This is a genomic window from Sphingobium lactosutens DS20, assembly GCF_000445105.1.
Classification (GTDB): domain Bacteria; phylum Pseudomonadota; class Alphaproteobacteria; order Sphingomonadales; family Sphingomonadaceae; genus Sphingobium; species Sphingobium lactosutens.
On the sequence record NZ_ATDP01000057.1, the window covers coordinates 1 to 4,108 of the forward strand.

6 protein-coding genes are annotated in these 4,108 nt (G+C 61.0%); 2 read left to right on the plus strand and 4 right to left on the minus strand.

Annotated features, from left to right (window positions below):
- From RLDS_RS32050 to RLDS_RS32060, 3 genes are all read right to left on the minus strand, one after another.
- Positions 1 to 855, minus strand: an 855-nt coding sequence (locus RLDS_RS32050) for a ParB/RepB/Spo0J family partition protein (protein WP_031297384.1), incomplete at its 3' end; no start/stop codon positions are given.
- A complete protein-coding gene (locus RLDS_RS32055; RefSeq protein ID WP_015460581.1) occupies positions 852 to 2,048 on the minus strand; it encodes an AAA family ATPase in 1,197 nt (398 codons plus the stop codon). The genes RLDS_RS32055 and RLDS_RS32050, both read right to left, overlap by 4 nt.
- Before the next feature lie 207 nt (positions 2,049 to 2,255).
- Positions 2,256 to 2,438 carry a hypothetical protein gene (locus tag RLDS_RS32060; RefSeq protein WP_020819384.1) on the minus strand — a complete coding sequence of 61 codons (183 nt, stop codon included), beginning with the start codon at positions 2,436 to 2,438 and terminating at the stop codon, positions 2,256 to 2,258.
- 171 nt (positions 2,439 to 2,609) lie between these two features.
- On the opposite strand from RLDS_RS32060, the gene RLDS_RS32065 reads away from it, so the two are divergent.
- Both RLDS_RS32065 and RLDS_RS32070 read left to right on the plus strand, forming a co-directional pair.
- Positions 2,610 to 3,458, plus strand: coding sequence for a DUF7146 domain-containing protein (locus RLDS_RS32065; RefSeq protein WP_021224597.1), 849 nt, complete (start codon positions 2,610 to 2,612; stop codon positions 3,456 to 3,458).
- Positions 3,455 to 3,898, plus strand: a complete 444-nt coding sequence (locus RLDS_RS32070; RefSeq protein WP_020819387.1) for a hypothetical protein — start codon at positions 3,455 to 3,457, stop codon at positions 3,896 to 3,898. The genes RLDS_RS32065 and RLDS_RS32070 overlap by 4 nt, the downstream gene beginning before the upstream one ends.
- A gap of 39 nt (positions 3,899 to 3,937) precedes the next feature.
- On the opposite strand, the gene RLDS_RS32075 is transcribed toward RLDS_RS32070, so the two are convergent.
- Positions 3,938 to 4,108: a type II toxin-antitoxin system RelE/ParE family toxin gene (locus RLDS_RS32075; protein WP_330217080.1), complete on the minus strand. Its 171-nt coding sequence runs from the start codon at positions 4,106 to 4,108 to the stop codon at positions 3,938 to 3,940.

Below are 4,108 nucleotides of genomic sequence, written 5' to 3' on the forward strand. Positions count from 1 at the left end.
TTCGCAGACTTTGCTGCCCTCGATCTTTTCCGCGCCGGCGGCCAGCAGCTCTTTCTGCTCGGCGGCGATTATGGCCGCCTCACCGAGAATGGCGTCGCGATAGCGCTCATCCTTGATGAGCGGCGACAGGCGCATGCCGTGACGGACCTTCAGGTCGCCTGGTTCCGCAAATGCGCTCACCACCTCGTCGGGGAGTTCGGCGAGTTGCAGCAGATTGTGAAGATTCTGCTTGGGGATCGCCAGGCGCTCGGCCATCTGCGCCCTGACGCCCTTATAATAGGCTTCCACCGCGTGCCGATAATTTCGGGCCCGCTCGAGATCGGTGACGTCCTCGCGCTCCCGGTTTTCCAGGTCCGCGAGACGGAAGGCGCCTTCGTCATCGAGCGTTTCGATCCGGGCTACGAGTTCGATCTCGCTATGGTTGTTCGCATGGAGCCAGGAGATCGAAAAATGACGACGTGTGCCGACGATCAGCTCATAGGGCTGTTCGGCATTGGGGGTTCGCCTGACGACCACCGGTTCGCGATTGGTTCCTTCCTCCCTGATCGATTCAATCAGGGAGGCGCAGCGGTCATAGCTAAGCGCCGCATAGTCGCGCGCATTGCCTGGCCAGATCGAGCATTCCGACGGCTTCAGGCGAATGGTGAGGCGCTTGACGGTGCGCGCGATCTCATCGAACGCAACCCCGCGCCGTTCGAGGAAGGACGGTGTCGCCGGTTCTTCGGCGGGCTTTTCTCGATCCGCGTGATCCCCGGCGACGGGACCATCGGCCGCGCGTGTCGGGGGCGGTGTCGTGCCGATGCTTTCGATGGCGTTCGCCAAGAGACTCCGCCGTCTGCCCCCCGCGCTGCTCATGCGGCCTCCGTCAACCGATCGGTGCCAAGCTGCGCCATCCGCGATGGCCACTGCTTGCAGATGTCTTTCTCTACCTCGCGGAAGACCATGTTGAGATTGTCGCGGCAGCGAACATAGGTCTGATGCGAGCCGTAGGGTTTGTTGATCTCGTAAATCGAAGACATCGAAAGTCCCGCATTCTTGATCTCTTCCGAGAGCAGAATCGGTGTCGAGAGCATTTGTCCGGCGTAGGTCTTCTCCATGACCTGGAGCATCTGCGCCTCGTTCGTGCGACTGGGCTGGAACATCGTGCAGACGACCCGAATGAAGCCATAGTCGATCGACGTGTCGAACTTGGAGACGAGATCCATCGCCTCGCGGCAGGTCTGCATGAAATGAATGGTCGACAGATAGTCGAGCTGCCGGGCAGGGACGGGGATCAACAGGCCATCGGCCGCAGTCAGCGTGTTCACGCCGAGAAACCCCATGGCCGGGGGAGGGTCGAGAATGACGACGTCATAGTCGTGACGAACTTCCTCCAGTCCGATCCGCAGCATGCGGAACGCGCCCGCGATCGCTGTCGGTCCTTCCTCGATCGTCGCGGTCAGTTCCCATTCGGTGTCCTGCAGGCCGAGGTTCGCCGGGCAGATGTCGATATTGGGCCAGGCTGTCTTCTGGATCGTCTTGCGCAGCGAATCCGCTTCGTCGATGCGCGGCGACAGGAAATTCGACAGCGTATGGGTCTCGTCGACCAAGGCCTCGAGATTGACGTCGAACATCACGCTCATCGAAGCCTGGGGATCGCAGTCCACGACAAGAACCCGGTAACCCCGCAGGGCAAGATAATCGGCAAGGTGCTTGCCCGTGGTCGATTTGCTGACACCGCCCTTGAAATTCTGCACGGCCACGACGACCGCTCGCTCGGACGGCAATTTGCCCATCTTGATACCGAGCGCTTCGCGAATCGCGATCAAATCCTCGACCGTGTAATATCTGCGCCCGTTGGCGGACGTCTTCGGCGCAGGAAGGCGTCCACGCGCTTCCGCCTTGGACAGGGCTTCGGGCGTCCTCCCCAGAAACTCCGCGGCGACCGAGGCCCCCATTGAAATATTGAGGGTTTTCCTGTCGGATGGATCTATCGCCGCTTGCCGCAGAACGGTTTTTGCATTCTCGCACGAGGTGATCATCGCATCGAGAATCTGACCCGACAGCATGGGCGTTGTCCCCCTTCTCAACCCAAATTGGCCTTGGTTCGTGAAAAAGGTCGAAAAAAGACCCCTTATCCCGGACAGCTATGCCAAAAGGATGGTGGTTAGTCAAATTGGTAGCAGCTGGCGCCATCATGCAAGGACAACGCTGCTCTCAGATGGAGAGTCCGGGATCATTCCGGGCGAACGGACAAGCTCCGGTTTCCATGCGAATCAAGTGATCGCCAGAATTGGCGGCAAGCATAGATCGGTCTTGTCGCCGCTTCGAGAATGGAACTCAAATTCCTTCCCGGCGGCATCCGAGTTGGCGGTGGTCCACGAATCGGACAGGGCCAGAACTGCCGCTGACGATGTTCTCCTGGCGCTCGAATAGGCGGCGACAAGGCCCACCGCCATCGAGGCATTCATTCCGCTCGCAGGAAATCCCATCCGCAAACCGGCCGTGCACCCCGGTGGCTATTCGCGCTTCCTCGATCCGCGCACGCAGCCCGGAGCACAGATAGACCGCGATCTGATGGCCGGGAGAAAGAGGGAGAGGGGCAGGGGCATGCAAGCAGGAGGAATGCCATGCCGCTTACAGCCCGACGACCATCCCAGGAACTCATCGATCTCGTAGGTGCTCTCGGTGGCACCTGGCATGGCCGCACCGCCATGTGCCTGTGCCCGGCGCATGCTGATAGCACACCAAGCCTCTCGATCCGTCAGGGCGATCGCGGTATTCTTGTCACTTGCTTTGCCGGTTGTGATCGCGAAGATGTCCTGCGCGAATTGCGCCGGATACCGATCCGGCAACACTACTCCTACCGGGACATGCCCGCGCGCGCTTCGGGCAATGCCGCACGGCTCTGGGAGAAGGGGCTTCCGATCCCGGGCACTCTCGCTGAGCGTTACCTGACGCTGCGGCATCTCGAGCCGCCTACCGATGATCTCCGATTTCATCCACGCTGTCCTTATCGTCCCAAGCCCTGGACCACGTTCCATCCCGCCTTGCTCGTGGCCGTGCGCGAAGGGCGGCGACTGACTGCCATCCAGCGCATCTTCCTCGACCGGGAAACCGGCAAGTACCGCATGAAGCTCATGCTGGGGCGGCCAGGGCAGGGGGCATGGCAAGGGGGAGGGCGGGCGGCTTCTTGCCTGGCGCTTGCCGAGGGCTTCGAAACCGCGCGGGCCTTCACCCTCATTCAAGGAGCTCCCTGCTGGGCGAGCTTGGGTGCACGGCGTCTCGATCAGATCCTGCTGCCGCAAGGTCTGACATCCTTGATCCTCGCCGTCGACAATGACGCCGAAGGTGAACTGGCGGCGGCACGCGCGGCGTTGCGATATGCTCGGCCCGGTCTTGAGATAACGTGGATGGCGCCGCGCGGCGTCAAAGACTGGGCGGAGGTATTGGAGGCGTCTATGGGATCATTGCGATGAACGAGGCCCGCAGGACGCATATCCGCTCGATCGCCCTGGACCGCGACGTGCGGTTCCTGCTGCATTTCACCCAAGCTGCGAATCTCACTGGGGTCGTGAAGCATGGCTTATGGCCGCGCCGCGATCTGGCAGCAGCCGATCATTTGGCATACGCCAGTGATTACGGCCGATTGGACGGAAACAAAGACGCCGTCTCTGTTTCGATTTTGTGCGTGAGCGAGCCGAGGTTCGCTGGCGGCGAAGAGGAGAGGCGAGACCTCGCACCCCATTTTCCCACCGACCGTGAAGCCGAAGTGCAAGTTTTTCAGCGGATCGAAGCCGACCACATTCCTGGTGCCATCGTCGGTCAACCGGGACTGGCGGAACCCGTGAGAGCTACTCTGAAATGGCTGTCCGGCCGACTGCGGCAGGTTGAATTTCAGGATTTCGGTCTGGTCTGAGGATAGAAGCGACTGCGGCGGTGGTCGATCGCATCCTCGCTACTGCTCCGATTCGAAGTTGCGGTTTTCGCGGCAATGCCAGAGGCGCAGTATGAAGATCGTTCCGGCCGCGATCTCGTAGCGCATCTCGTAGTTGCCGACGATGATCCGGCGGACCTCGCGCGGCTCATAGGCTTCCAGCTTCTCGCCGATCCTCGGATAATCGATCAG

Bases quoted from the DNA above. Each gene is read 5' to 3' on its own strand.
- RLDS_RS32055 (WP_015460581.1), bottom strand. From the start codon at position 2,048: ATGCTGTCGGGTCAGATTCTCGATGCGATGATCACCTCGTGCGAGAAT.
- RLDS_RS32060 (WP_020819384.1), bottom strand. From the start codon at position 2,438: ATGGCGGTGGGCCTTGTCGCCGCCTATTCGAGCGCCAGGAGAACATCG.
- RLDS_RS32065 (WP_021224597.1), top strand. From the start codon at position 2,610: ATGCCGCTTACAGCCCGACGACCATCCCAGGAACTCATCGATCTCGTA.
- RLDS_RS32070 (WP_020819387.1), top strand. From the start codon at position 3,455: ATGAACGAGGCCCGCAGGACGCATATCCGCTCGATCGCCCTGGACCGC.